24 protein-coding genes are annotated in these 25,473 nt (G+C 73.8%); 6 read left to right on the forward strand and 18 right to left on the reverse strand.

Annotated elements, in window-relative coordinates:
• Nucleotides 1-216: 216 nt before the first annotated feature.
• The 3 genes from DC008_RS27000 to DC008_RS27010 all read right to left on the reverse strand — a co-directional run bounded on the left by DC008_RS27000 (nucleotide 217) and on the right by DC008_RS27010 (nucleotide 3,257).
• On the reverse strand, nucleotides 217-1,497 hold the full coding sequence (locus DC008_RS27000) for a ribonuclease D (RefSeq protein ID WP_108709168.1): 1,281 nt from the start codon (nucleotides 1,495-1,497) through the stop codon (nucleotides 217-219).
• A 191-nt stretch (nucleotides 1,498-1,688) separates the two neighbouring features.
• Complete coding sequence (locus DC008_RS27005) at nucleotides 1,689-2,351, reverse strand: response regulator transcription factor (protein WP_055621971.1); 663 nt, start codon at nucleotides 2,349-2,351, stop codon at nucleotides 1,689-1,691.
• A 228-nt stretch (nucleotides 2,352-2,579) separates the two neighbouring features.
• Nucleotides 2,580-3,257 carry a DUF3000 domain-containing protein gene (locus DC008_RS27010; protein ID WP_108709169.1) on the reverse strand — a complete coding sequence of 226 codons (678 nt, stop codon included), beginning with the start codon at nucleotides 3,255-3,257 and terminating at the stop codon, nucleotides 2,580-2,582.
• Nucleotides 3,258-3,361: 104 nt separating this feature from the next.
• Here DC008_RS27010 and hemE point away from each other — a divergent pair, with 104 nt between their 5' ends.
• Nucleotides 3,362-4,417: a uroporphyrinogen decarboxylase gene (gene hemE, locus DC008_RS27015; protein ID WP_108709170.1), complete on the forward strand. Its 1,056-nt coding sequence runs from the start codon at nucleotides 3,362-3,364 to the stop codon at nucleotides 4,415-4,417.
• A gap of 7 nt (nucleotides 4,418-4,424) precedes the next feature.
• Here hemE and DC008_RS27020 read toward each other — a convergent pair whose 3' ends face one another.
• Nucleotides 4,425-5,243, reverse strand: coding sequence for a rhomboid family intramembrane serine protease (locus DC008_RS27020; RefSeq protein WP_055621969.1), 819 nt, complete (start codon nucleotides 5,241-5,243; stop codon nucleotides 4,425-4,427).
• A gap of 125 nt (nucleotides 5,244-5,368) precedes the next feature.
• Between DC008_RS27020 and DC008_RS27025 the strand changes: the two genes are divergently transcribed.
• Complete coding sequence (locus tag DC008_RS27025) at nucleotides 5,369-5,692, forward strand: hypothetical protein (protein ID WP_181890206.1); 324 nt, start codon at nucleotides 5,369-5,371, stop codon at nucleotides 5,690-5,692.
• A 20-nt stretch (nucleotides 5,693-5,712) separates the two neighbouring features.
• On the opposite strand, the gene DC008_RS27030 is transcribed toward DC008_RS27025, so the two are convergent.
• Together DC008_RS27030 and DC008_RS27035 are read right to left on the reverse strand one after the other, a co-directional pair.
• On the reverse strand, nucleotides 5,713-7,110 hold the full coding sequence (locus DC008_RS27030; protein WP_108709171.1) for an FAD-dependent oxidoreductase: 1,398 nt from the start codon (nucleotides 7,108-7,110) through the stop codon (nucleotides 5,713-5,715).
• A gap of 27 nt (nucleotides 7,111-7,137) precedes the next feature.
• Complete coding sequence (locus DC008_RS27035; protein ID WP_108709172.1) at nucleotides 7,138-8,145, reverse strand: DUF4349 domain-containing protein; 1,008 nt, start codon at nucleotides 8,143-8,145, stop codon at nucleotides 7,138-7,140.
• A 187-nt stretch (nucleotides 8,146-8,332) separates the two neighbouring features.
• Here DC008_RS27035 and hemG point away from each other — a divergent pair, with 187 nt between their 5' ends.
• Entirely contained in the window at nucleotides 8,333-9,814 is a 1,482-nt protein-coding gene (hemG, locus tag DC008_RS27040) for a protoporphyrinogen oxidase (protein ID WP_108709173.1), read from the forward strand.
• A gap of 5 nt (nucleotides 9,815-9,819) precedes the next feature.
• Nucleotides 9,820-10,551, forward strand: coding sequence for a hydrogen peroxide-dependent heme synthase (hemQ, locus tag DC008_RS27045; protein WP_108709174.1), 732 nt, complete (start codon nucleotides 9,820-9,822; stop codon nucleotides 10,549-10,551).
• 69 nt (nucleotides 10,552-10,620) lie between these two features.
• Here hemQ and DC008_RS27050 read toward each other — a convergent pair whose 3' ends face one another.
• The 12 genes from DC008_RS27050 to zapE form a co-directional block, all read right to left on the reverse strand.
• Nucleotides 10,621-12,264: an alpha/beta hydrolase gene (locus DC008_RS27050; protein ID WP_108709175.1), complete on the reverse strand. Its 1,644-nt coding sequence runs from the start codon at nucleotides 12,262-12,264 to the stop codon at nucleotides 10,621-10,623.
• A gap of 104 nt (nucleotides 12,265-12,368) precedes the next feature.
• Complete coding sequence (locus DC008_RS27055) at nucleotides 12,369-13,184, reverse strand: TIGR04222 domain-containing membrane protein (protein WP_108709176.1); 816 nt, start codon at nucleotides 13,182-13,184, stop codon at nucleotides 12,369-12,371.
• A gap of 99 nt (nucleotides 13,185-13,283) precedes the next feature.
• On the reverse strand, nucleotides 13,284-14,072 hold the full coding sequence (locus tag DC008_RS27060; RefSeq protein ID WP_108709177.1) for a DUF4142 domain-containing protein: 789 nt from the start codon (nucleotides 14,070-14,072) through the stop codon (nucleotides 13,284-13,286).
• 135 nt (nucleotides 14,073-14,207) lie between these two features.
• Complete coding sequence (locus DC008_RS27065) at nucleotides 14,208-15,569, reverse strand: MbnB/TglH/ChrH family RiPP precursor modification enzyme (protein ID WP_208645997.1); 1,362 nt, start codon at nucleotides 15,567-15,569, stop codon at nucleotides 14,208-14,210.
• Between the two features lie 171 nt (nucleotides 15,570-15,740).
• Nucleotides 15,741-16,472: an aminoacyl-tRNA hydrolase gene (locus DC008_RS27070; RefSeq protein WP_108709178.1), complete on the reverse strand. Its 732-nt coding sequence runs from the start codon at nucleotides 16,470-16,472 to the stop codon at nucleotides 15,741-15,743.
• Between the two features lie 43 nt (nucleotides 16,473-16,515).
• Complete coding sequence (locus DC008_RS27075) at nucleotides 16,516-16,695, reverse strand: hypothetical protein (protein WP_108709179.1); 180 nt, start codon at nucleotides 16,693-16,695, stop codon at nucleotides 16,516-16,518.
• Nucleotides 16,696-16,713: 18 nt separating this feature from the next.
• Nucleotides 16,714-17,574, reverse strand: coding sequence for a polysaccharide deacetylase family protein (locus DC008_RS27080; RefSeq protein WP_108709180.1), 861 nt, complete (start codon nucleotides 17,572-17,574; stop codon nucleotides 16,714-16,716).
• Nucleotides 17,575-17,693: 119 nt separating this feature from the next.
• On the reverse strand, nucleotides 17,694-19,091 hold the full coding sequence (locus tag DC008_RS27085) for a PhoX family protein (protein ID WP_108709181.1): 1,398 nt from the start codon (nucleotides 19,089-19,091) through the stop codon (nucleotides 17,694-17,696).
• A 93-nt stretch (nucleotides 19,092-19,184) separates the two neighbouring features.
• Nucleotides 19,185-20,132 carry a slipin family protein gene (locus DC008_RS27090; RefSeq protein WP_108709182.1) on the reverse strand — a complete coding sequence of 316 codons (948 nt, stop codon included), beginning with the start codon at nucleotides 20,130-20,132 and terminating at the stop codon, nucleotides 19,185-19,187.
• A gap of 72 nt (nucleotides 20,133-20,204) precedes the next feature.
• Entirely contained in the window at nucleotides 20,205-21,671 is a 1,467-nt protein-coding gene (locus DC008_RS27095) for a SulP family inorganic anion transporter (protein ID WP_108709183.1), read from the reverse strand.
• The gene (locus tag DC008_RS27100) at nucleotides 21,668-22,246 is read right to left on the reverse strand and encodes a carbonic anhydrase (protein ID WP_108709184.1); all 579 of its coding nucleotides are present in this window, start codon (nucleotides 22,244-22,246) and stop codon (nucleotides 21,668-21,670) included. Before DC008_RS27100 ends, DC008_RS27095 begins: the two co-directional genes overlap by 4 nt.
• A gap of 461 nt (nucleotides 22,247-22,707) precedes the next feature.
• Complete coding sequence (gene zapE / locus DC008_RS27105; protein WP_108709185.1) at nucleotides 22,708-23,817, reverse strand: cell division protein ZapE; 1,110 nt, start codon at nucleotides 23,815-23,817, stop codon at nucleotides 22,708-22,710.
• Nucleotides 23,818-23,978: 161 nt separating this feature from the next.
• On the opposite strand from zapE, the gene DC008_RS27110 reads away from it, so the two are divergent.
• Both DC008_RS27110 and DC008_RS27115 read left to right on the forward strand, forming a co-directional pair.
• Nucleotides 23,979-24,782 (forward strand): pyrimidine reductase family protein, encoded by an 804-nt coding sequence (locus DC008_RS27110; RefSeq protein ID WP_108709186.1) that lies wholly within the window; start codon nucleotides 23,979-23,981, stop codon nucleotides 24,780-24,782.
• A 159-nt stretch (nucleotides 24,783-24,941) separates the two neighbouring features.
• Nucleotides 24,942-25,397 carry an indole-3-glycerol phosphate synthase gene (locus tag DC008_RS27115; RefSeq protein WP_108709187.1) on the forward strand — a complete coding sequence of 152 codons (456 nt, stop codon included), beginning with the start codon at nucleotides 24,942-24,944 and terminating at the stop codon, nucleotides 25,395-25,397.
• Nucleotides 25,398-25,473: the final 76 nt, after the last annotated feature.

Raw genomic sequence — 25,473 nt, forward strand, 5'->3', positions numbered from 1 at the left:
TCTCCTCCAGGGTGCGGGATGGCACTACTGCTGCGCGACACGCTGAGCGCGCGCTCAGGACTCATGCTACTTATGAGTAACGTAGCTGCACAGTCCTGGCGTGGGGAGCGGCGAAGGTCACACCGCCGGCCCGGCCCGCACTCCGGCCGCATCCGTAGATCTTGGCGTGATCTCGCCGTACCTCCCGGCCGCCACGCCTCCCTGAAGGAGTCCGCCTCAGGCCGACAGCGCGGCGACCAGCACCGGCGTGACCAGCTCGACCTGCCACGGCCGGGCCCCGTGCCCGGACAGCGCCCGCGCCACCGAATCGGCGCTCACCGACTCCGGCGGCTCCCAGCACACCCTCCGCACCGTGTCCGGCGTGATCAGGTTCTCCTGGGGCATGCTCAGCCGCTCGGCCAGCGCCGACACCGCGGCGCGCGCCGTCGCGAGGCGGGCGGCGGCCGCCGGGTCCTTGTCCGCCCAGGCCCGCGGCGGCGGGGGACCGGTCACGGGCTGGCCCGGCGCGGGAAGCTGCGCCTCGCTCAGCTCCTTGGCCCGGTCGACCGCGGACTGCCACTGCTCCAGCTGCCGCCGGCCCATCCGGTGCCCGAACCCGCTCAGCGCCGCCAGCGCGTGCGCGTTCGCCGGCATGGACAGCGCGGCCTCCACGATCGCCGCGTCCGACAGCACCTTGCCCGGCGACACGTCGCGTCGCTGCGCGATCCGGTCCCGGGTCTGCCACAGCTCCCGCACCACGGCCAGCTGCCGGCGCCGGCGCACCTTGTGCATCCCGGACGTCCGCCGCCAGGGGTCCTTGCGCGGCTCGGCGGGCGGCGCCGACGCGATCGCGTCGAACTCCTGCAGCGCCCACTCCAGCTTGCCCTGCCGGTCCAGCTCCTTCTCCAGGGCGTCCCGCAGGTCAACGAGCAGTTCGACGTCGAGCGACGCGTACCGCAGCCAGGGCTCGGGCAGCGGCCGGGTCGACCAGTCGACGGCCGAGTGCCCCTTCTCCAGGACGAAGCCGAGGACGCTCTCGACCATGGCGCCGAGGCCCACGCGCGGGAATCCGGCGAGCCGCCCGGCGAGCTCGGTGTCGAACAGCCGGGTCGGCACCATGCCTATCTCCCGCAGGCACGGCAGATCCTGGGTGGCCGCGTGCAGCACCCACTCGGTGTCCGCGAGGGCCGCGCCGAGACCGGAGAGATCGGGGCAGGCGACGGGGTCGATCAGCGCGGTGCCCGCGCCCGCGCGGCGCAGCTGCACGAGATAGGCGCGCTGGCCGTAGCGGTAGCCGGACGCGCGCTCGGCGTCGACGGCGACGGGCCCGGAGCCGGCGGCGAAGGCGGCGATCACCTCGGCGAGCGCCGCTTCGTCGGCGATCACCGGCGGAATGCCCTCACGGGGCTCGAGCAGAGGGATCGGCGCCTTCGCGGCGGAGGATCCGCCGTCGTCCGGAGGGCCGCCTCCGGTGGTTCGCAGTGAAGTGTCTGCTGCGGTCTCTTGGGCGTCGGTCACCTGTCAAGGGTATCCGTGGATGGACGGCGCCTGCCGACGGAACGTTCCGTCGGCAGGCGCCGGAGGGTCGTAAACCAGTCAGTGCGGTGACGGAGCGGGTTACGACGAAGGTGGGGACGGGGGACGGGGGAGGGGGCCGTCCACCTCGGCGGACGGGCGGGTGGGTCGGTGGGACGGCGGGTCGGGCGGGCTCAGTGGATGATGCCGGTCCGCAGGGCCACGGCGACCATCCCGGCGCGGTCGCCGGTGCCGAGCTTGCGGGCGATGCGGGCGAGGTGGCTCTTGACGGTCAGGGCGGACAGGCCCATCGAGACGCCGATGGCCTTGTTCGACTGGCCCTCCGCCACCAGCCGCAGGACCTCGACCTCACGGCCGGACAGTTCGCGGTAGCCGCCCGGGTGGCTCGGGGCACCCGGGTGGCGGCGGTGCATACGGGCGGCGGCGGAGCCGATGGGGGCGGCACCGGGGCGGGTGGGGAGCCCGACGTTGGTGCGGGTGCCGGTGACGACGTAGCCCTTCACACCTCCCGCGAGGGCGTTGCGGACGGCGCCGATGTCGTCGGCGGCGGAGAGGGCGAGGCCGTTGGGCCAGCCGGCGGCGCGGGTCTCGGACAGCAGGGTGAGGCCGGAGCCGTCGGGGAGGTGGACGTCGGCGACGCAGATGTCGCGGGGGTTGCCGATGCGGGGACGAGCCTCCGCGACGGACGAGGCTTCGATGACGTCGCGCACTCCGAGCGCCCAGAGGTGGCGGGTGACGGTGGAGCGGACGCGGGGATCGGCCACGACCACCATGGCGGTCGGCTTGTTCGGGCGGTAGGCGACCAGGCTTGCGGGCTGCTCGAGGAGAACGGACACCGGGCCTCCTGGGGTGCGGGGACGGCTTTCAAGGTCACAGTCGTCTTCGGCACCAAACCTCTGGCCCTTTAGGGAAAGATCACGATTTAGTGAGTAACAATTGGGGCAATTCGGACAGGTGGTCGATCGTTCGAGATCGATTCCGGTTCGATCGCGGTCAAGTTCCTGACCGAAAGTGGCCGTGTCGACAAAGTGACGCGCGGGGTGGACCGCTGGGTCCGCCCCGGATCAGCGTGCCTGCGGGTCGCGGCGCTGCGGCAGCGTCACCACCGAGGCGTCGCCCGGGCCCGCCGGCGGCAGCCCCGCGACCTGCGCCAGCAGATCGCACCACGAGGTGAGATGGGCCGCGGTGTCCGGGACGCCGCCCAGGCCCTCCCGCGGGGTCCACGAGGCCCGGATCTCGATCTGCGAGGCCGCGGGCCGCTCCGACAGACCCCCGAAGTAGTGGGAGCTCGCCCGGGTCACCGTGCCGCTCGGCTCCCCGTACGACAGCCCGCGGGCCTGGAGCGCGCCGGTCAGCCAGGACCAGCAGACCTCCGGCAGCAGCGGATCGGCGGCCATCTCCGGCTCCAGCTCCGCCCGCACCAGCGTCACCAGCCGGAAGGCGCCCCGCCAGGCGTCGTGCCCGTCCGGGTCGTGCAGCAGCACGAGCCGGCCGTCGGCCAGGTCCTGGTCGCCGTCGACGACGGTCGCCTCCAGCGCGTACGCGTACGGGGCGAGCCGCTGGGGCGCCTTGGTCTGCTCCACCTCGATCTGCGGGCGCAGCCGGCTGCCGCGCAGCGCCTCCACCGCGGCGCGGAAGGCCGGCGGGGCCGTACTGCGCGCATTCCGGTCCGCCTCTTCGCCGCCCTTCGCGTCATCCGCTCCGCCAGTGCCGTCCGACAGTCTTCCCTGAGCCGCAGCCATGCCGGGAAGATTAAGGGGAACAGGGGCTTCGTGCAGGGAGGGACACCAGGACAACACGGCGACCCCGGCGCCCGGCCCTCCCCGGCCGTGCGAGACTTGGGCCCGTGAGTGCCAACCAGACGCCGCCTTCCGCCCCGTACGACTCCGCCTTCCTGAAGGCGTGCCGGCGCGAGCCGGTGCCGCACACGCCGGTGTGGTTCATGCGGCAGGCCGGGCGCTCACTGCCGGAGTACCGCAAGGTCCGCGAGGGCATCGGGATGCTCGACTCGTGCATGCGCCCCGACCTGGTCGCCGAGATCACCCTGCAGCCCGTGCGCCGGCACGGCGTCGACGCGGCGATCTACTTCAGCGACATCGTCGTCCCGCTCAAGGCCATCGGCATCGACCTCGACATCAAGCCCGGCGTCGGCCCCGTCGTGGAGCAGCCCCTGCGCACCCGCGCCGACCTGGCCCGGCTGCGCGACCTCACCCCCGAGGACGTCTCCTACGTCACCGAGGCCATCGGGCTGCTGACCGCCGAGCTCGGCGCCACCCCGCTCATCGGGTTCGCCGGCGCTCCGTTCACCCTCGCGAGCTACCTCGTCGAGGGCGGCCCGTCGCGCACGTACGAGAACGCCAAGGCGATGATGTACGGCGACCCGGAGCTCTGGGCCGACCTCCTGGACCGGCTCGCGGAGATCACGGCCGCGTTCCTCAAGGTGCAGATCGAGGCCGGCGCCTCCGCCGTGCAGCTCTTCGACTCCTGGGCGGGAGCGCTCGCCCCGGCCGACTACCGGCGCTCGGTGCTGCCCGCCTCCGCGAAGGTCTTCGACGCGGTCGCCGGATACGGCGTCCCGCGCATCCACTTCGGCGTCGGCACCGGTGAACTGCTGGGCCTCATGGGCGAGGCCGGCGCGGACGTCGTCGGCGTCGACTGGCGCGTCCCGCTCGACGAGGCCGCCCGCCGGGTCGGCCCGGGCAAGGCCCTCCAGGGCAACCTCGACCCGACCGTACTGTTCGCCGGCCGCGAGGCCGTGGAGACGAAGACCCGTGAGGTCCTCGACGCCGCCGTCGGCCTGGAGGGGCACGTCTTCAACCTCGGGCACGGCGTGATGCCGTCCACCGACCCGGACGCGCTGACCCGCCTCGTGGAGTACGTCCACACCCGCACGGCCGGCTGACCCCGCCTTACCACCCGGGCCGCGCCCGTCTGCCGAACAGCAGGCCGCGCGGCTCCGGCGGCTGGGGCGTCCCCGCGCGCAGCGGCCAGGCGATCGCCATGCCGGCCAGGAAGCCCACGATGTGCGCCGCGTACGCCACGGTGCCCGCGTCCGAGACGCCGTCGCCGTTCGAGTAGACGGCCTGGAGCACGAACCAGAAGCCGAGCACCAGCCATGCCGGCAGCCGCAGCGGCAGGAAGATCAGGAACGGCACGAGGACCCAGACCCGGGCCCTCGGGTACAGCACCAGATAGGCGCCCAGCACCCCCGCGATCGCCCCGGACGCGCCGATCAGGGGTTCCGTCGACTCGTCGTTCAGCAGCGCGAAGCCGTACGAGGCCACATAGCCGCAGACGACGTAGAAGAGCAGGAACCGCACATGGCCCATGCGGTCCTCGATGTTGTTGCCGAAGATCAGCAGGAACAGCATGTTGCCCAGCAGATGCAGCCAACCGCCGTGCAGGAACAGCGCGGTGAACACCGACAGCACCGGGGACTTGTCGTAGTCGGGCGGGCCGAACACACAGCCCGGGCCGTCGGGACCGACGCCGACAGCGCCCGTGGGAACCACGCCGGGCAGCTGACCGTGGATCAGCTCCCGCGGTACGGCCGCGTACTGGTCGAGGAACGCGTGCAGATGACACAGCTGCGCCAGACTGCTCTCCCCGGCCACGGAACCTCCGCCTCCGGGCATGAACAGGAACACCAGGACGTTCGCGATGATCAGCGCGTAGGTCACATGGGGGGTGCGGCTCACGGGGTTCACGTCATGGACGGGGATGACCACGACACATATGTGCCCCCGATCGGTCCGTCGAATCGGTGAACACCGGCGTGTCCGGCCGCGTATGTCTCGGCAACCGCCCGCGGCACGGGGAAGGCGGGCCGTGGGGACGACGTGAGGAACAGGCGATGAGCGACCGAGTGACCCCTCCGATCCACGCACTGCCCGACGGCGAGGCCGAGATCGCCGTGGTGTTGCGGCTGCCGTGGGAGGACGTGGCCCGGCTGGGCCAGGACGCCGGGCGGCTCGCGACGCAGATGCAGCGGCCGGTGACGCTGGACGAGGCGGTCAGCCACCGGCTGCGGTCCACACGGCCCGCCGCCGCGCACGCCAAGCCCGCGGGGGAGCAGCCCGCCGCCATGCCGAGCAGCGCGTCGGTGTCCTCGCTGCCCTCGCGACCGCCGGCCGAGCAGGCGCGCCAGGCCATCGAGAGGATCAACGGCAGCGCCTGAGCCGCCGGCCCGCCGGTGCCTCAGGAGACGCCGTGCACCGCCTTCGACGCCTTGCGGGCCGCCACCAGGACCGGGTCCCACACCGGGGAGAACGGCGGCGCGTACCCCAGGTCCAGTGACGTCATCTGCTCCACCGTCATCCCGGCCGTCAGCGCGACCGCCGCGATGTCGACCCGCTTGCCCGCGCCCTCGCGGCCGACGATCTGCACACCGAGCAGCCGTCCCGTGCGGAGTTCGGCGAGCATCTTGACCGTCATGGGGGAGGCGCCCGGGTAGTACCCGGCACGGCTCGTGGACTCGATGGTGGCGGTGACGTACCGCAGGCCCGCCCTGCGCGCGTCCTTCTCGCGCAGGCCGGTGCGGGCGATCTCCAGGTCGCACACCTTGCTGACGGCCGTGCCGACCACCCCGGGGAACGTGGCGTATCCGCCGCCCACGTTGGCGCCGATGACCTGCCCGTGCTTGTTGGCGTGGGTGCCCAGCGGGACGTGCCGCTCCTGGCCGGAGACCAGGTCGAGGACTTCGACGCAGTCGCCGCCGGCGTAGACGTCCGTGTGGCCGCGCACGCGCATGGCGCGGTCGGTGAGCAGTCCGCCGTGCTCGCCCAGCGGCAGGCCCGCCGCGCGCGCCAGCGTGGTCTCCGGGCGGACGCCGATGCCCAGGACGACCACGTCCGCCGGGTACTCGGCGTCCTCGGTGGCCACGGCACGGACGTGACCGTCGTCCCCGGTCAGGATCTTGGTGACCTCGGCGTCGTCCACCATGGTGATGCCGAGGCCCTCCATGGCCTCGTGGACCAGGCGGCCCATGTCCGGGTCCAGCGTCGACATGGGCTCGCTGCCCCGGTTGACGACCGTCACCTCGTAGCCGCGGTTGATCAGCGCCTCGGCCATCTCCACGCCGATGTACCCGGCGCCGACCACCACCGCGCGCCGGGCCTTGGTGCGCGCGAGCGTGTCGAGCAGGGCCTGGCCGTCGTCCAGGGTCTGCACACCGTGCACGCCGGGCGCGTCGACGCCCGGCATGTCGGGCCGGATCGGCCGCGCCCCGGTCGCGATCACGAGCTTGTCGTACGACGTCCAGGACTCGTCGCCCGAGTCGAGGTCACGCGCGCGCACCCGCCGCCCGGCCACGTCGATCTCCGTGACCTCGGTCCGCAGCCGCAGATCGATGTCCCGCGCGCGGTGCTCCTCGGCGGTTCGCGCGATCAGTCGCTCGGGGCCGGCGACGTCACCGCCCACCCAGTACGGGATGCCGCAGGCCGAGTAGGAGGTGAAGTGGCCGCGTTCGAAGGCCACGATCTCCAGCTCCCCGGCGTCCCTCAGCCGGCGTGCCTGCGACGCCGCGGACATCCCCGCGGCGTCGCCGCCGATCACGACCAGTCGTTCCCGCACACCCCGCGCAGCGCTCATGTCCATGCGAACACGCTACGGGGGCCGGGCATTTCAGTGCCGCTCGCCACCCTGGCCGTCGCCCGCGCGCGTGGCGTCCGGCGCCGGACGGGCCGTCGGCACCGGGCCGACCGCGGCCATCGGGTCCTCCGCCGCGGGCCGCACGGTCCGGCGGGAGCGCCGCGGGAGCTTCACCCACAGCAGCACGAGCAGCGCCGCCGCCACCAGGAACGGCAGCACGGCCCCGAACACCACGGCCAGCCAGCGCAGCATCGTCACGAACGCGTCCCAGCCGCCCGCGAGGGCGTCCAGGAAGCCCGGGTCGTCGTCCTTCGGGGCCGCCTTCTTCACCGGGGTCTCCGCCAGGGACAGGGTGATGGTGGCGAGGCTGGTGCGGTCCTTCAGGGACGCCTGCTGGGCGAGCAGCGCCTCCAGGTCGGCCTGGCGGCTGCTCAGCTCGCCCTCCAGCGTCACCACGTCGCTGAGCTTGGTCGCCCGGTCCATCAGCTCCCGGATCCGGGCCACGCTGGCCCGCTGCGAGGTGATGCGGCTCTGCACGTCGACGACCTGGTCGGTGACGTCCTGCGCCTTGGCGCTGCGCTCGACGAGCTTGCCCGCGCCCTCCAGCTCGTCGAGGACCTCGGCGTACCGGTCGACCGGCACCCGCAGGACCACGCGCGTGCGTTCATGACCGTCGCCGCCGCGTGTGGTGGTCTCGTTCCCGACGTAGCCGCCCGCGTTCTCCACCGTGGTGCGGGCCTTGTCGAGCGCCTCGGGCACGTCCTTGACCCGCACGGTCAGCGAGGCGGTGCGGATGATGTGCGTCGGGGCGGTCTTGGGTGCCGTCGTCGGCTGCTTGCGGGCCCCGCCGCCCGACCCGGAGTCGGTGACGCCGTCCGGGGCGACGCCCTTGGCGTCCGACTGGGCGGCCTCGCCGCCCGCCGCGGAGTCGGAGGAGACACCGTCGTCGCCGGCGCCGCTGCACCCGGTGAGCGCGAGCGCGCCGGCCAGCAGGAGGCCGGCGAGGGCCTGGACGGATCGTGTGGAACGCCGTGTGCGCATGGTGGGTACCCCCGAGGGCTCGTCGTGGACGACTGACGCCTCTTCGACGCCCGGGCCCGCCGGAACGTTGGCGGCGAACGGTCCCGAAGAGGTCACGGTCGGGACTCGGCCCGGGCACACCGGTCCCGGCGTGAAGGGGCCGTACGGCCCTGGCGGCGCTGTCGGTGCCGTTTGAGAGAGTGGGATCATGCGCGAGCACACCCCAGAGCACGAGGAACACCGCACCGGGCCCGGTGGCCGGGTCGTCGTCATCGGCGGCGGCATCGCCGGGCTCGCGGCCGCCCACCGGCTGCTGGCCGGCGGCCGTGACGTCACCGTGCTGGAGGCGTCCGACCGCGTCGGCGGCAAGCTGCTGCCCGGCCGGATCGCCGGGGTGCGCGTGGACCTCGGCGCCGAGTCGATGCTCGCCCGCCGCCCCGAGGCCGTCGCCCTCGCCCGCGAGGTGGGCCTCGCCGACCGGCTCCAGCCGCCCGCCACCGCGAGCGCCTCGATCTGGACGCGCGGCGCCCTGCGCCCCATGCCCAAGGGCCATGTCATGGGCGTCCCCGGCACCGCCGCCGCCCTGTCAGGACTGCTCACGCCGGAGGGCCTGGCCCGGATCGAGCGCGACGCCGACCTGCCCCGCACCGAGGTCGGCGACGACGTCGCCGTCGGCGCATACGTCGCCGCCCGCGTGGGCCGCGAGGTCGTCGACCGCCTGGTCGAGCCCCTGCTGGGCGGCGTGTACGCGGGCGACGCCTACCGCCTCTCGCTGCGCTCCGCCGTCCCCCAGCTCTACCAGGCCGCCCGCACCCACGACTCGCTCACCGAGGCCGTGCGCGAGATCCAGGCCGGGACCGCCGCCCGGCCGCAGAGCGGACCGGTGTTCATGGGCATCGAGGGCGGCATCGGGCGACTGCCGCTCGCCGTCGCCGCGTCCGTCCGCGCGCGCGGCGGCGAGATCGTCACCGGCGCGCCCGTCACCGAGCTGCGCCGCGAGGGCCCCACCGGCTGGCGCGTCGTCACCGGCGACCGGGTGCTGCGCGCCGACGCCGTCGTCGTCGCCGTGCCCGCCCCGGCCGCCGCCGCCCTGCTGCGGGCCGAGGCGCCCGCGGCCGCCGCCGAGCTCGACACCGTCGAGTACGCCTCCATGGCCCTCATCACCCTCGCCTACCGGCGCGCCGACACCGCCGCCCTGCCCGACGGCAGCGGCTTCCTGGTCCCGCCGGTCGACGGCCGCACCATCAAGGCGTCCACGTTCGCCTCCCGCAAATGGGGCTGGATCGCCGACGAGGACCCGGACGTGACGGTGCTGCGGACCTCCGTCGGACGGCATGGCGAGACGGAGATCCTCACCCGCGACGACGCCGACCTCGTGGAGGTCTCCCGGCGCGACCTAGCCGAGGCCACGGGCCTGGACGCCACACCTCTGGAGACCCGCGTCACCCGCTGGACCGGCGGACTGCCCCAGTACCCCGTCGGCCACCACGCGCGCGTGGCCCGCGTCCGCGCGCGCGTCGCCGAACTCCCCGGCCTGGCCGTGTGCGGCGCCCCGTACGACGGCGTGGGCATCCCGGCCTGTATCGCGAGCGCCTACGCCGCCGTCGACCAGCTGGCCGGAGACCTCGGCGGTGTGCAGCGGCTCACCGCCCACCCGGTGCAGAGTCTGCACGGAGGAGCAGGAGAATGAGGGACATGAGTGACGAAGCCTCCACCACCGAGACCGGCAGGATCCCGAACAAGGGCAAGCTGGCCAAGGACCTCAACGAGGTCATCCGCTACACCCTCTGGTCGGTCTTCAAGCTGAAGGACGTGCTCCCCGAGGACCGCACGGGCTACGCCGACGAGGTCCAGGAGCTGTTCGACCAGCTCGCCGCCAAGGACGTGACCGTCCGCGGCACCTACGACGTCTCCGGTCTGCGCGCCGACGCCGACGTCATGATCTGGTGGCACGCGGAGACCAGCGACCAGCTGCAGGAGGCGTACAACCTCTTCCGCCGCACCAGGCTGGGCCGCGCCCTGGAGCCCGTCTGGTCGAACATGGCGCTGCATCGCCCCGCCGAGTTCAACCGCTCGCACATCCCGGCGTTCCTCGCCGACGAGACGCCCCGCGACTACGTCAGCGTGTACCCGTTCGTGCGCTCCTACGACTGGTACCTGCTGCCCGACGAGGACCGCCGCCGGATGCTCGCCGACCACGGCAAGATGGCCCGCGGCTACCCGGACGTCCGCGCCAACACGGTCGCCTCGTTCTCCCTCGGCGACTACGAGTGGATCCTCGCCTTCGAGGCCGACGAGCTGTACCGCATCGTCGACCTCATGCGTCATCTGCGCGGCTCGGAGGCGCGGCGGCACGTCCGCGAGGAGGTCCCGTTCTACACCGGCCGCCGCAAGTCGGTGGCGGACCTGGTCGCCGGACTGGCCTGACGCCTGACGGCCGAAGGCCCGGGGGATCGCCCCGGGCCTTCGTGCGCGTTCGCGTCCTGCGGTGTCCGCTCAGCCGGCGGCGCGCGGCCGCTCGCCCGGCTTCGTCGCCGCGGGCCGCTTGGCCTTACGGTCCTCCGCGCGCTGCGGCTCGGGCTGCGGACGTCCCTCGCAGGACGCCCGGCGTCCCGGGAGCCGTCCCTCGAGGAGATAGGCGTCGACATGCGCGTTGACACACTTGTTGGGGCCGTACGCGATGCCGTGCGTCCCCGCGTTCCGCTCGGTCACCAGCACCGAGCCGGCCAGCCGGCGGTGCATCTCCAGCGCCCCGTCGTACGGAGTGGCCGCGTCCCGCTCCGCCGCCAGGATCAGCACCGGCGGCAGCTCGCCCGGCCCGGTCCGCACGTCCACGGGCTGCTGCCGGGGCGCCTTCCAGAACGCGCACGGCAGGTTCATCCAGGCGTTGTCCCAGGTCTCGAAGGGCGCCACCCGCGCGAGCCGCGTGTTGTCCCGGTCCCAGACCCTCCAGTCCGTCGGCCAGGGCGCGTCGTTGCACTCCACGGCCGTGTAGACGGCGTTCGTGTTCTCCTCCTCGGCCGCCGCCTCGGTCACCGGTGACGCCAGCTCCACCAGCGGCTTGGAGTCGCCCTTCAGATACGCCGACAGCGCCTGCGCGCGCGAGGGCCAGTAGTCGTCGTAGTACCCGGCCTGCAGGAACGCCTCCTGCAGCTGCCCCGGTCCGACCCGCCCGCCGGCCGGCTTCGCGGCCAGCCGCGCCCGCGCCTTGTCGTAGCCGCGCTGCACGGCCTCGGCGGTGCGGCCGAGACCGTAGACGGAGTGGTGCTCGGCCACCCACTCCCGGAAGTCCGCCCAGCGGCTCTCGAACGCCACCGACTGGGCGAGGTTGTTCTGGTACCAGATCTGCGCCGGGTCCGGGTTCACCGCCGAGTCGAACACCATGCGCCGCACATGGGTGGGGAAGAGGTGCGCGTACAGCGCCCCGAAGTAGGTCCCGTACGACGCCCCCATGAACGTCAGCTTCGGCTCGCCCAGCGCGGCGCGCAGGACGTCCAGGTCGCGGGCGTTGTTCAGGGAGTTGTAGTGGCGCAGGGCGCTGCCCGCGCGCCGGGCGCAGCCGCGCGCGTACGCCTCGGCGCGGGCGATCCGCTCCTTCTTGTACGCCTCGGAGGGGTGGACCGGCGCGAGGGTCGGCGCCTTCAGGGACTGCTTGGGGTCCTGGCAGGACAGCGGCGCGGACGGCCCGACCCCGCGCGGGGCGTAGCCCACGAGGTCGTACGCGGCCGCCAGCCGCTTCCACGCGGGCAGCACCCCGATCAGCGGGAAGTGCAGCCCCGAGGCGCCCGGGCCGCCCGGGTTGTAGACGATGGCGCCCTTGCGCGGCACGCGGTGCTTGCTGTTGCCGGGGTCCCTATGGGTGGCGGGCACCCGGCTGACGGTGAGCTTGATCTGTCTGCCGTACGGGCGCGCGTAGTCGAGGGGGACGGAGACCGTCCCGCACTTCACGTTCTCCGGGAGGCCCTGGCTCTTGGGGCAGCGGCCGAAGTCGATGCCGGCGGTCTCGGCGCGCAGGGCGGCGACCGCTGTGCCGTGTCTCTCGCTCCAGCCGGGGGCGGCCCCGGTGGCTCCTGCCGGTGCGGCGGACAGGGTCGTCAGGAGCAGTGCCCCCGCGGCCGAGTAGAGGGCGGCAGCTCGCATCGCGTATCCCTTCGGTGCACGGCAGCAACAGAAGGGATATTTCGTTCGCCGGTTGAGGAAGTAAAGCACCGCCCGCCGGTGTCGGCGTCAATGCCCCCTATGCGTCACGCGAGCCCGGACGTGCCGTCGCGGTGCCGGTCCGGCCCGCGCTCCGGATCGCGGTGCGCGAAGGCGGCCCGCAGCTCCGGCTCGCCGACGGCCCGCACCCCGCGTACGGCGACGGCGGTGAGGAACGTGCGGTCGTCCGAGCCCCGGGAGCGCCGGGTCAGGGAGTTGAGCAGGCGCTGCCCGGCGGGGGAGGCCCACTGGGCGTACGGGGAGATCTCGACGCGGGCGATGGCCAGGCAGCTGAGGCTGAGGATCAGGGGGAGCGCGAACCAGAGTGCGACCAGCTGCCCCGGCATGTCCGAGCGGCCGGGGGTCAGCAGCGCGACGACGCCGAGCACCGGCACGACGGCGGCGGCGAACCGGACCTGACGGATCGCCGCCGTGATGTCGCGGCGCGGACCGTCGGGCACGGCGAGGCCCGCGCCGACCAGCCGGTCGGCGAGGCTGCCGACGGCGTCTGCGGCGGCCGCCGCGTCCCGCACCGGCGCTATCCGCGACTGGCCCTCGGGCCCGATGGCCCCGAGCACCGAACGCTCCATCTCGTCCCGGCCGCGCGGATCGACGACCGTCGCCCACCCGGTGTGCGCGAGCAGCAGCCGCCGCTGCCTGGCCATGGAGACGAGGGTCAGATCGGCGACCCGGCGGGGGCCGCCGGACAGGAACGCCGCCTCGTACAGGGTCAGGTCGTGCCGCCCCTCGGCCGGTGCGCCGTTCACGTCCGTGGCGGCGGCGTGCACGGCGGCGAGGCACAGCCGGGTGCAGGCCGTGCCGGCGACGGCCCAGGCCAGCAGCAGGAGGAGGACCCAGAACATGCCGTTTTTCTATGCCAGATGACGGGCTCGGCGCCATGGTTTGTTCACCATCCGGACACGGATTTGCAGGGATGTGACGTTCCGGATCGGGGACAGCCCTTAGGGAGTGCCGGTTGTCCGCGGTCGCGGGCTGCTGGCCGCCGGCGGAAGGGAGTACGTCGGTGACGCGTCCGGGTTCACCGGCTCCACCGGGGCGGCGTCGGCGACCGGGCCGGGCGGTGCCGGGGAGGGGTTCAGCGGAGGCGTGCTGTCGGCGACGAGATCCCGGGCCAGCGCCTCGTAGTCGACGTGACCGGTGGCCTCCAGGACCCTGATGTGGTCCAGGACCGTGGTGTTGGCGTCGTCGGCCAGCTTGCGGACCAGGGAGTTGCGGGTGCCGGCCCGCACCTCGGCGACGACCGTGAACACCTTGCCGTGCGCCAGCCGCAGGATGTTGGCGAACCGCGCGTCGAACTCGGTCCCTTCGGCCGCGCCCAGCGTCTCCAGCCACGCGCGCTGCTGCCCGGTCGGCTCGTCGGGCAGCTGAAGACTCAGCTTGGCGGCGACGTCGCGCACCCGGTCGTCCAGGGACGTGTGCCCTTCGACGAGGTGCCGCCCCGCGGTCCGTACGGCGTCGGTGGTGCCCTTCTGCTCGGCCAGCCGGCCGGCGGGCAGTTCCCACAGGCCCGCGAGGCGGACCTTCGTGACGAAGTCGCGGTCGAGGGCGGAGAGCGGTCCGTAGCCGGTCGTGACGGACTGGGCGTTGAGCACGGCGAGTCCGGTGCCCGACCGGTCGGCGTACGACCAGATCGGGAAGACCATCGCCGCGAGGGTGGCCACCAGGCCCGTGACGATGAGTCCGGTGCCGCTGAGGACGCCTCGGCCTTTGAGGGGAGGTCGCGGTCGCATGAGGTGCCTCCTGTTGCGGCACCGCACGTCAGTGCGCTTCGGGGATGGGATGGGCATATTACTTCGAGTCCACGCCAACCGCCGTCGCGCACCCCACAGTTGCAATCAGGGCATAGCGGGGTCGATCGGACAAGGTCAGCGGCGGAGCAGCACCCGGCGGGTGGCCCGCGCCAGCCGCACGCCCGGCCGCCGGGAGTGCGGCTTCGGACCCGAGCGCTCCTGCCACCACTCCCGCAGCTCCGCCCGGGCGCCGGCTTCCGCGGGCCGCTCCTCGGCGAGCAGACGGCCGGCGAAGTCCAGAGCGTCCTGCCGGTAGCCACCGGTCATGGGGTGCCGCTGCGCGTACGCGAGGAACGCGGGCCGGTACCCCTCCCCGAGGATCACCGGCAGTTCCGGCGCCACCTTGGCCACCACGTCCGCCCGCTTCGCGGCCAGCGCCCGCGCCTGCACCCCGAGCCGTACCCGGTCGAAGCCCTCCGGCGCCGGGGTCCCCGCGACGAGCGCGGACAGCAGGGCCGTCTGCTCCAGGGCCAGCCGCTCCCGGACCGGCGCGGGCGCCTCGGGGACCGCGCGGGCCTCCGTCCGTACGGGCTCGGGGCGGTCCTCCGTCCGTACGGGCTCGGGGGGCGTCACCGCCCGTCCGGGCTGAGGGAGGGCCTCCGTCCGCTCGGCCCCGCCCGTCGTCAGCGCCTCCCGGATGGTGTCCAGCTCGCGCTCCAGCTCCTCGGGCGCGGGGAAGTTCTCGTCGCGCTCCAGCAGCACCCCCGGCGGGGACACCCGGGACGCGAGGTCCGTCAGGATGTCGAGGACCGGCCGGGGCACCGGGTGCGCGTGGCTGTCGTGCCAGACGCCGTCCCGCTCGAAGCCGCCCGCCACATGCACGTACGCCAGGGCCTCCAGCGGCAGTTCGGCGAGCGCCTTGGCGGGGTCCTCGCCCCGGTTGACGTGGTTGGTGTGCAGGTTGGCCACGTCGATGAGCAGCCGTACGCCGGTGCGGTCGGCCAGCTCGTACAGGAACTGGCCCTCCGTCATCTCCTCGCCCGGCCAGGAGAACAGGGCCGCGATGTTCTCCACGGCGAGCGGCACGGGCAGCGCGTCCTGCGCGATCCGTACGTTCTCGCACAGCACGTCGAGGGCGTCCCGGGTGCGGGGCACCGGCAGGAGGTGCCCCGCCTCCAGACGCGGGGACGCGGTCAGCGCGCCGCCCGCCCGGACGAACGCGATGTGCTCGGTGACCAGGGGCGAGCCCAGCGCCTCCGCCCGCTCGGCGAGCGCGGTCAGCCGTCCCTCGTCGGGACGCTCCGCGCCGCCCAGGCCCAGCGAGACGCCGTGCGGGACCACGGTCACCCCGCGCTCCCGCAGCCGCAGCAGGGACTCCGGGAGGTGTCCGGGGCAGACGTTCTCGGCGACCGCCTCGACCCAGTCGACACCCGGCATGCGCTCCACGGCGTCCGCGATCTCCGGACGCCACCCGATCCCGGTCCCCAGCCGCACCATCGTCCCCACCTCCACCTCGTGCCTGCCCCGCCGTCCGCCTCCCCGACGGGCCCCGCGTGACGGGGGTATGGCCCCGCGCGGACCCGCCCGAACCCTCGGGGCGCCGGCTTCAGAGCAACATTTGAGGTTGGCCGCGCCCCCCGGTTCGTACGTGCGGGACGGCCGGTGCGTTCAGGCCCCCGGCGCGCGGCGCAGGGCCGGATGGTCGGCGACGACGGTGCAGGAGCCCGGCGCGATCTCCGTGAACCCCGCGTCCCGCACCAGCGGCAGACCGGACTCGGTGAGGGCCCGCCAGCCCGCCGGGTCGGCGGTCCGCACGGCCAGCGGGAAGCCCGCCGCGCGCCAGGCGTCCCGGTCCGCGTCCGGCAGCTCCCACCAGGCGAGCTGCGCCGCGTGCCCGGTCTGCGCCATCGCCTTGCCGGCCGACATGTCGAGGTCCGGGTTCAGCCACAGCACCGGCTCACCGGGCCCGGCGGCCACGGGCGGCTCCGGGTCGTCGAGGTCGGTGCCGGACACCTGGAGCTTCGCCAGCTCCTTGGGCCAGCCGTCCAGCGGGACCGGCGGGAAGACCCGTACCTCGGCGGACTTGCCGGTGACGGTGATGCCGGGCAGCTCCTGGGCGCGCCGCCACTCGGCGCCCCGGGCCCGCCGTACGACCTTGCGGATCCGTGCGTCCTGCCAGTCCCGCACGGCCTGCGCCCACTCGCCCTCGCCGACGGAGCGCTCGTCGCTGAGGATCACCAGGACGGCGCGCGCCGAGGTCTCCAGCGCGTCGGTGCGGGCCGGGGGCGCGGACCGCTCGATCCGTACGACCAGGGGCAGGACGAACTGCGGGGCGCTGTCGCGCGCCTCGGACGCGGAGCGGAAGGGGCTGTCACCGGCGGGCGTGGGCTCACTGTTCACACGCCCCAGTCTGCCAAGCCCGGCGCGCGGGCCGGCGACGCGGTCAGCCGGAGCAGGCCGTGCGCTGCGCCTCCTGCCACTCGCAGACCGGGCAGAGCGTGATGCCCTTGTGCGACTCCGGGTACTCCGTCGGCTCCCGGCACAGCACGCACTCCGCGTACGGCGGCCCGTCGGCCTTCGGCGGCTTCACCGCGTCGGCGATGGTGCAGTAGTCCTCGCTCATGCCTCCAGCGTAGAACGGTCAGCGCCGTCCGCCCGAGGCGCCGATCAGCTCGGACACCTTCACCAGCCGGTAGCCCTCGCGGCGCAGCTCCGGCACCACCTGGCGCACCACGCGCTCGGTCGTCGGGGCCGCGCTCAGAGTGCAGTGCAGGACGACCACGGAGCCGGGCCGCACCCCGGCCAGGACATCCCGGGCGACCGCGCGGGCGTCCGTCGCGAACGCGTCCCCGCTCACCACGTCCCACTGCACGGCCGTGACACCGGCGGGGACGAGCGCCTTCAGCGCCCGGGTGTCGTGGCAGCCGCCGGGGAAGCGGAAGTACGGCATCGCGTCCTGGACGCCGGCCGCGCGGAAGGCCGCGTAGGCCCGCTCCACGTCGGCCCGCATCCGCTCCTCGTCCACGGTCGGCAGGCCGTAGCAGTCCTCGGTGAAGGCGTAGTGGCTGTAGGAGTGGTTGGCGATCTCGAAGAGCGGGTCCCGGCCGAGGGAGCGGGCCTGCCGCGGATACTGCTCGGCCCACCGGCCCGTCATGAACACGGTGGAAGGCACCCTCAGCTCCCGCAGGGCCGCGATCAGCCCGGGGTTGTCGAACCGCTCGCCGCGTGCCGCGCGCGGGCCCTGGTCGGCGGTCATGTCGGCGTCGAAGGTGAGGGCGACGGTCCGGTCGCCGGTGCGCCGCCCGTGCTCGAAGACCGGGGTCAGGCCCGTAGGACCGGGGGCGAGGGTCGGCGGCCCGGCCGCGGGGGAGGCGGAGGCGACGGCGGAACGGGGGGTCGCGCGCGGGGCACGGACCGGGTCCGGTGCCGAGCACGCGGCGAGTGCGGTGAGCGCCGTGCCGAGGGCGCAGACGGCGGCGAGATGCCGTACGCGAGTGATCACCGCACGACGATATGAGGATCAGATGGACATTCCGGTCTGCCGGCGGGGGTGCCGGGCCGGAGTCACCCGGCCGGTCGGCGGGGGAGCCCCCGCCGACCGGCCGGGTCGGTGCTGCCGGGTCAGCGGCGCCAGGGCCCCGTGACCGCGAACGTGGTCCCGGGGTCGTAGCAGTTGACGTACATCGTGTCGCCGTCGGGGGAGAAGGCGACGCCGGCGAACTCGCCCCACTCCGGGTCCTCCGGGGTGTTGATGTTCTGGGCGTTGCGCGCCATCGCGTACACCTCCCCGCGCCGGGTCACACCGAAGACGTGCTGGGCGCCGTTGCCGTCCTCGCACACCATCAGGCCGCCGCTGGGGGCGAGGCAGATGTTGTCCGGGGACTCGCCGGGCAGCTGCACGTCCGTGTCGGGGCCGAAGACGATCACCAGGGTGAGCCGGCGCTCCGAGGGGTCGTAGCGCCAGATCTGGCCGTAGTGGTCGGCCGCCGAGCCGTCCGAGCGGCGGGCGAAGGACGAGACGAAGTACACCGACCGCCCGCCCCAGTAGCAGCCCTCCAGCTTCTGGGCGTGGGTGATGCCCTTCGGGCCGAAGTCCTGGAAGCGGATCGGGGTCTCGGCGGCGAGCGGATCGGGCACGTCCACCCACTCGATCCGGTCGAAACTGGTGCCCGTCTCCTGGATCGTGGACAGGTCCGGCACGCCCGGCACCCGCATGGCCTGCAGTCGCCCGCCGGCCCGCAGCGAGCCGAGCCCGCCCTTCGGCCGCTCGGGCAGGAAGCGGTAGAAAAGGCCGAACGGCCGGTCGAAGGCGTCCTCGGTCTCGTAGACGACCCCGCGCTGGGGGTCGATCGCGACGGCCTCGTGCTGGAAGCGGCCCATGGCGGTCAGCGGGACCGCGCCCGTGCGGTGCGGGTTGTCGGGGTCGACCTCGAAGATGAAGCCGTGGTCCTTGGTGTACCCGTTGGTGCCGGCCTTGTCCTCGGTCTCTTCGCAGGTCAGCCAGGTGCCCCAAGGTGTGGGGCCACCCGCGCAGTTGACCGCGGTGCCGGCGATGCCGACCCGCTCGGAGAGCACGTGGTTGCGCCGGTCCAGGGTCAGCGCCGTACAGCCGCCCTTGCCCTCCGGGTCGTACGTCAGGCCCTTGACGGTGGGGACGCCGATGGCCGCGTTCGCGCGGTTCTCGTGGTTGCGGACCAGGTGGACTCGGCCGGAGTGGCCGGCGAAGGCGGCCATGCCGTCGTGGTGGGAGGGGACCTTGCCCTCACCGGAGCGGAGTTCGTCGCCCTCACGGGAGAGCACGCGGTAGGAGAAACCTTTTGGCAGGTCGAGCAGGCCGTTCGGGTCGGGGATCAGTGGGCCGTAGCCGGAGTGGCCCATGTTCCGCGCGGCGGCGGTGCCCGTGAAGAGTTCGGTGACATCGCCGGCGAAGGCGATGGAGACGCCCAACGCGCCGGTGCGGGCAAGGAGCTGACGCCGGGTCGAGCCGGAGCCGCCGGGTGCGGACGCGGTTGTGGACATGGGGGGACAACCTTCCTGCTGGCGGACAGGATCTGTGACCCCGCTGTGTCTATCACCTGGCGGGACTCGCGGGAACCACGCGCGTAGCACGTGTCACTTGCCTTGCGCGTCCTCGATGATGTCGTCGATCGTCCGTTCGACCTCACGCTCGGGCGGCGGCTCCACGGCCTTCGGCGGCTCGTCCGCCGGGCGCTCGACCGGGCGCTCGACCGGGCGCTCGGCCGGGTGCTCGGCCGGGCTCTCGGCGGGCCGGGGCGCCGCCGGCGTCTGCCGCTCCGCGTGGTCGTCGCCGCGCTCCAGGAAGCGCAGCAGCTCCACCGGGATCGGCAGGACGAGCGTGGAGTTCTTCTCGGCGGCCACCGCCATCACCGTCTGCAGCAGCCGCAGCTGGAGCGCGGAGGGGGTCTCGGCCATCTGCCGGGCGGCGTCGGCCAGTTTGCGGGAGGCCTGAAGCTCGGCGTCCGCGTTGATGATCCGGGCCCGCCGCTCACGGTCCGCCTCGGCCTGGCGGGCCATGGAGCGCTTCATCGACTCCGGCAGCGACACGTCCTTGATCTCGACGCGGTCCACCTGCACGCCCCAGCCGATCGCCGGGCTGTCGATCATCAGCTCCAGGCCTTGGTTGAGCTTCTCGCGGTTGGAGAGCAGATCGTCCAGGTCGCTCTTGCCGATGATCGAGCGCAGCGACGTCTGCGCCATCTGCGAGACCGCGTACTTGTAGTCCTCGACCTTGATCAGGGCGCTCGCGGCGTCGACCACCTTGAAGTACACGACCGCGTCCACCCGCACCGTCACATTGTCCCGGGTGATGCCCTCCTGACCCGGCACGGGCAGCGTCACGATCTGCATGTTGACCTTGTGCAGCCGGTCCACGACCGGGACGATCATCGTGAACCCGGGCGGCCGCACCTCCCCGGCGAGCCGCCCGAGCCGCAGCACCACCCCGCGCTCGTACTGCTTGATCACCCGTGCCGCGGCGGCCACGTACACCACTCCGGCGGCCGCCACGCCGGCGGCGGCGCCCAGCAGTTCCTCGACCATGTCGCCCTCCTCGCGGAGAGGTCCGTTGCGCATGTGTCTGCAACGATATGCCCGCCCACCGGTCCGGGGCCATCAGCGGGCGGTGAGACGTACGGGCGCGATGCCGGCCGCGCTGTGCCGCTCGGCCCAGTTCTCCAGGGCCGTACGGCAGGCGTGGTCGAGGTGGTGCAGGCCCGACAGGTCGAGCTCCACCGGGCGGTCCTGCGGCAGGGCCTCCAGGCTGTCGAGGATCTTCGGCAGCCGCAGGAAGGTCGCGTTGCCCGACAGCCGCGCCCGGATCGGCCCGGCGCCCAGGTCCAGGACCTCCAGCCGGACGTGCGAGGCCCCCCAGGCGGCCTTGGCCACCGACAGGCCGAGACCGATCAGCACCCCCTCGAACATGTTCAGCACGACGATCGACACCGCCGTGGCCACGAGGATCAGCGCCTCGCCCCGCTCGCCCCGCCACAGCGTGAGAAGCCCCCGGAACGGGATCAGCTTCCAGCCCGCGTGCAGCAGGACGCCGGCCAGCGCGGGCAGCGGCAGCAGACCCAGCGCGGCGGGCAGCAGGGCCGCGAACACCAGCAGCCAGACGCCGTGCAGGACACGTGCGGCCCTGGTCTTCGCGCCCGCCCGCACATTGGCGGCGCTGCGCACGATGACCGCCGTCATCGGCAGGGCGCCCAGCAGACCGCAGACGGCGTTGCCCGTGCCCTGCGCCATCAGTTCCTGGTCGTACCGGGTGCGCGGGCCGTCGTGCAGCCGGTCCACGGCCGCCGCGCTGAACAGCGACTCGGCGGAGGCGATCAGCGTGAAGGCGACGATCGTGGCGTAGAGCGCCGGGTCGGCCAGCAGGCCGAGGGCGTCCGCGCCGGGCGGCCGGACGGCGTCCAGCAGACCCTCGACCTCGACGGTGGCGACCGGCAGCGAGAAGGCGGCCGCGGCCGCCGTCGCCAGCGCGACCGCCGCGAGCGGACCGGGCAGCGCGCGCACCCGGCGCGGCAGCCGGGGCCACAGCACCAGGACCACGACCGTGCCGGCGCCCAGCCCCAGCGCGGCCAGCGTCTCCGTGTCCCCGGCGGCCCGGACGAGGGTGCCGGGCAGCCCGGCCATCCGCTCGGTGCCCGAGGCGGGCGCCTCGGCGTCCGCGACCGAGTAGAGCTGCCCCGCGATCAGCACCAGCCCGATGCCGGCCAGCATGCCCTCGACGACCGACACCGAGATCGCCCGGAACCAGCGGCCCAGCCGCAGGGCGCCCATCAGGATCTGGAGCAGGCCGGTGGCGAGCACCAGGACGCCGAGGGCCGGCAGCCCGAACTCACGCACCGCCTCCAGGACCAGCACGGTCAGTCCGGCGGCCGGACCGGAGACCTGCAGGCTGCTGCCGCGCAGCAGACCGGTGACGACACCGCCCACGATGCCGGTGACGAGCCCCAGTTCGGCGGGGACCCCGGAGGCGACGGCCACACCGACGCAGAGCGGCAGCGCGACCAGGAACACCACCAGGGAGGCGGCGAGGTCCTGCCGTATGTGGGGGAACGCGGCGCGCGCGGCGGTCACAGCGCCTCGAAGGCGTCGGTCGCCGGGTCGTGGACCCGCACGGTCCCACGATGCACCTCGTAGTACCAGGCGTGCACGGTGAGCCCGCCCGCCGCCAGCCGGCGCGCGACGCACGGGTACGAGCGCAGCCGCAGCACCTGCGCCAGCACATGGGCCTGGACGCCCTCGGCGACCTCCGGGTCCTCGGGGACGCCCGCCGGGGGCGGCGCCGCGTGCGCCAGCCAGTCGCGCACGGCCGGTACGGCGTCCAGGTCGTCGCCGCGCACCAGCGCGCCCACCGCTCCGCAGTGGGAGTGGCCGCAGACCACGACGTCACGGACGCCGAGGACCTCCACGGCGTACTCGATGGTGGCGGCCTCGCCGGTGGGCTGCCCGGAGCCGTACGGGGGGACGATGTTGCCCGCGGTGCGCAGCTCGAAGAGCTCGCCGGGGCGGGCGCCCGTGATCAGGGCCGGTACGACCCGGGAGTCGGAGCAGGTGATGAAGAGGACCTGGGGGGACTGTCCTGCGGCCAGCGGGGCGAACTCCTCAGGGCGCTGTCCGAACATACGGGCGTTGTCGATGAGGGGCTGCATGTGTGGTGACTCCTCCTGGCGCGCCGCTGCCGGCGCGTCGGGGTGTGCGTGACAGAGGTGGGGGGTCCGGCGGGGAGTCCGGTGGTGGGGGGAGGGAGGCCGCCGTCCGAACCGCCCCGGGAAGTTCGTCCCCGGGGTGAGCCATGGCCTTTGCTTCACGGACCGTATGTGCGGATGCGAAGAGGGCGGCGGAGGCGGGGAGATGGGGAGCGGGCCGGCCGGAGGCGGGAAGGGGGAGCCTGATCCGGGTCGTCTCACCTCGGAACATGCGCCCCCTTCCGGCCCGTCCGCACCTCATGCACCGGCCAACGGCTGGTCAACCGTTGGTCAAGAAAAAAGGTAACCCGGCGAGGCTGTTTGCAGGCTCAACCTGACGCCGTATGCCGCGGAGCGCCTGAAAGGGGACGGTGTAATGGCCTGAACTCCGGCTGTGCGCCGGGGGATTGCGCCGACGGCGGCCGTCAGCCGGTCACGAGCCCCCGCGCGTCGCGGGCCAGGGCCGTCAGCCGGGAGATGGCCCGGAAGTACTTCTTGCGGTACCCGCCGTTCAGCATCTCCTCGCTGAACAGCCGGTCGAAGGGCAGCCCCGAGGCCAGCACCGGGACCTCACGGTCGTAGAGCCGGTCGGCGAGGACCACGAGCCGCAGGGCGGTGGACTGGTCCGGGACCGGCTCCACCCCAGTGAGGCACACCGCCTTCAGATCGTCCGTCAGGGCGCCGTAGCGGCTCGGGTGGACCCGGGCCAGATGGTCCAGCAGCCGCGGGAAGTCGTCGAGGGAGGCGCCCTCGGTGGCGTACGCCGCCCGGGTCACCTGGTCGTCCGAGAACGGCGCCGGCGCCTCGGGCAGACCGCGGTGGCGGTAGTCCTCGCCGTCGATGCGCAGCGCGCGGAAGTGCGCCGACAGGCCCTGGATCTCCCGCAGGAAGTCGGCCGCCGCGAAGCGGCCCTCGCCGAGCTTGCCGGGCAGGGTGTTGGAGGTGGCGGCGAGCGCGACGCCCGCGTCGACCAGCTTGCCGAGCAGGGTGGAGACGAGGACGGTGTCGCCCGGGTCGTCCAGCTCGAACTCGTCGATGCACAGCAGACGGTGGCCGGAGAGTGTCTGCACGGTCTGCTGGAAGCCGAGGGCGCCGACCAGGTTCGTCAGCTCCACGAAGGTGCCGAACGCCTTCAGGGACGGCTCGGCCGGGGTGGCGTGCCACAGGGAGGCGAGCAGATGGGTCTTGCCGACCCCGTAGCCGCCGTCGAGGTAGACGCCGCGCGGTCCCGCCGGGGCCTTGGGCGCCTTCGCCCGGCCGAAGCCGAGCAGTCCGCGCCGGGGCTTCCCGCTGCCGCTCGCGTGGGCCCCGCCGAGACCGGCCGCGAAGGACTCCAGGACCTGGACCGCCTCGCTCTGGCTGGGCTGCCCCGGGTCCGGGATGTACGTGCCGAAGCGGACCGAGTCGAACCGCGGCGGCGGCACCATCTCGGCGACCAGCCGGTCCGCCGGTACGCGCGGCTCGCGGGCGCACAGGGAGAGCGGGCTCGCTTCGGCTATCGGGCTCGGCTGGGGCGCGGCGGAGGAGGACGACACGGTTCACCATGGTAGGCCCTGCCGGGCGGGCCCCGGCGCCCGCCCGGACGGCGCCCGGGCACCGGTGACGCGCGCGAACCCCCCGGCGGGCGGGGCGGTGACCTGGGGACTCGTGGGTCACGGCGCCGGACCGCGCCCCGTGCCGTGCCACACTCCTTGCCATGCGACGCCTGTTCCCTGTGACCGAAGAGACGACGCCCACGGCCTCCGGGGAGGGGGCAGCGGCCGGGCGCGAGTGGAGCCTGGACGAGCTCGCCGCCGCCTACGCCTACCCGGACGGCGGCTCCGGCGCGGGGGCGCCGTGGCTGCGCGGGAACATGGTGTCCACGCTGGACGGGGCCGCCCAGCACGACGGACGGTCCCAGCCCATCTCGTGCGCGGCCGACATGCGGATCTTCGGCACCCTGCGGGCCCTCGCGGACGTCGTGGTCGTCGGTGCGGAAACGGTCCGCCAGGAGGGGTACCGGCCGGCCCGCGCGCGGGCGGAGTTCGCGGAGGCGCGGGCCGCCGCCGGGCAGGGACCCGCCCCCGCCATCGCCGTGATCAGCGCCGGCCTCGACCTGGACTTCTCGCTGCCGCTGTTCACCTCGCCGCTCGTGCCGACGCTGGTGCTGACCGGCGCCGCCGCCCCCGCCGACCGGGTCGCGGAGGCGGAGAGGGCGGGCGCCCGGGTGGTGGTCGCCGGTGACGGCGCCGGTGTCGACCCGGCCCGTGCCGTGCCGGCCCTCGCCGGGCTCGGCCACACCCGGCTGCTGACCGAGGGTGGTCCTCGGCTGCTGGGGCAGCTGGTGGCGGCCGGGGTGCTGGACGAGCTGTGCCTGACGATCTCGCCGATGCTGACCGCCGGGGACGCCCAGCGCATCGCCGGGGGGCCCGCGATGGCCGTACCGCAGCGGTTCGAGCTGGTGTCCCTGCTGGAGGAGGACGGCTTCCTGTTCAGCCGGTACCGGCGGCCTCGGGGTTAGTCCCGGCCCGAGCGGGGTTCTCTGGTTGCTGGGCCGGGAAACGGCGGAATAGACCGTTCCGCTTGGCTTCGGCCGGGCAGACTACATCTCGCACCCCCCGTGTCCGCACGGGGCAGGATGGTTTCCGCAGAAGGGGCGCCCGTGTTCACAAGCGTTTTGATGATCGAGAAGGCCCTGACGTCCGCCGACGTGGAGTTCGTCACCACGTTGCACGGCGACGAGGAGGTCTTCTTCCACGTGCTGCTCCAGCCGCGCGGCGAGCAGGCCGACCGGCTGCTGCGCGCCATCGACGACATCGCGCTCGGAGAGCTGGACGAGGCGGTGCGCGAGGGCGAGACCCCCGAGGGCGAGGAGGCGCTCAGCGTGGGCGAGCGGGCCCTGGAGGTCTCGCTCACCGCGCTGCGCACGGCGGGGGCGCGGGCGGAGGGGCGCCTGCTGGAGGACCATCCGCTGGACGCGCTCAAGGACGTGGTGGCCGAGGTCGGGGCGGACGAGGTCATCGTGCTGACCGACCCGCACTACGTGGAGGAGTTCTTCCACCGGGACTGGGCCTCGCGGGCCCGGCACAAGGTGGGCGTGCCGGTGCTGAAGCTGTTCTCGCACAGCAAGGCGTAGCGGCACCCCTTCGCGGACGCCGGGAGCGCCCCTGGGCGGTGGGCCCGGCGCCTGCTAATAGGCTGGGGCCTCACCG

It is taken from the genome of Streptomyces nigra (assembly GCF_003074055.1).
GTDB lineage: Bacteria > Actinomycetota > Actinomycetes > Streptomycetales > Streptomycetaceae > Streptomyces > Streptomyces nigra.